1 protein-coding gene and 1 pseudogene are annotated in these 1,141 nt (G+C 37.5%); both read right to left on the bottom strand.

Annotated elements, in window-relative coordinates:
• Positions 1–163: 163 nt before the first annotated feature.
• Positions 164–730, bottom strand: a complete 567-nt coding sequence (locus I593_RS00085; RefSeq protein ID WP_005199347.1) for a plasmid replication DNA-binding protein — start codon at positions 728–730, stop codon at positions 164–166.
• Between the two features lie 76 nt (positions 731–806).
• A pseudogene (locus I593_RS00090) lies at positions 807–1,141 on the bottom strand (RepB family plasmid replication initiator protein); the annotation flags it as partial.

Consider the following 1,141-nt stretch of genomic DNA (forward strand, 5'->3'; position numbering starts at 1 on the left):
CCTTATACGAAACGTGTTATAATTAACCTTTAAATTCATATGCTTATTTAAAAGTTTATAGCCCAAACATCACTGTTTGGGCTTTTTTTATGATTTTTCACGTTCCACGCCTATTCTTTGATCAATGTTTCACAACTTTGATTAGCTCAGTTGAATAATACCCTTAGCCATTCGGCAAGAAAAACCGGCTTAACCACCCTCTTTTCGGCTGCTCCGGTTCAACCTGCTCCGGCACTGGAATCCGCTTATTTTCCGTCTGCTCCGGAGTAGTCAATCCGTCATGTTTAGCTTCTACTGTGTCCGGTTCTGGAGCTGTTTTGGCCATGCTTGGTTGCAGCGGTTCTTGATCGGTAAACGTAGTCATATTGGTTTTTGGGGCTTCTAATAGACGTTGCATTGCCTCAATTTGTTCGTCCTTAACATGTAACTGATCATTCTTAGCTTTTAATTCATCTCGTTGAAATTTCTCACGGTCATGAGCCTGTTCTAGCTGTTTTTGAAGCATGTGAACCTGTTGTTCAAGTAGGTGAACTTCTGACAACTTTCGTGTTTCGGTTGTCTGTGAACTGTTCACATGTTTAGATGGTTCACCAAAGACCCGAATAGCTTCAGAAAGATCAATTTTACCATCGCTATTCTTACTTAAATTGCCTTTATTTATTTGTTTATAAACGGCTTGACGAGTCATTCCATAGAGGTTTGAAAGCTCGATAACAGATAGTGATTTCATGTTGTAATTTAGGTTGTCTATTATGTGAACTAAGATACATTAAGAAACAGTCAACTGCTACATACACAATCAAACCTCACCCTTTAAAACCTAAATTCCTAAGATGAGGAATAAATTGCTTTTGTTGTATTGGATCTTTAAGCATTTCTTTTATTCTTGATGCCAGTACATCATAGCTTTCTCCTTGAGCTGCTAAATGAGATAGCTCATGTAAGCGAGAAAGCTGATTGCCAAACATATTGATTTGAGCGTCTGTTAGTTTATAAACCTTATCTTGTTCGCTCTGTTGATTAATGCTTTTTGATTTTTCTTTAAATGAAAAAAGAATATGGGTGACTTTACGACCAGTTTTTTTCTGCTCATAGGAAACGCTTAATGGGCTGCATTCATTTATTTGGTCTACAGCAGTAT

Origin of the sequence: Acinetobacter tandoii DSM 14970 = CIP 107469, from assembly GCF_000400735.1 — a bacterium.
Taxonomy (GTDB): Bacteria; Pseudomonadota; Gammaproteobacteria; order Pseudomonadales; family Moraxellaceae; genus Acinetobacter; species Acinetobacter tandoii.

Bases quoted from the DNA above. Each gene is read 5' to 3' on its own strand.
- I593_RS00085 (WP_005199347.1), bottom strand. From the start codon at position 730: ATGAAATCACTATCTGTTATCGAGCTTTCAAACCTCTATGGAATGACT.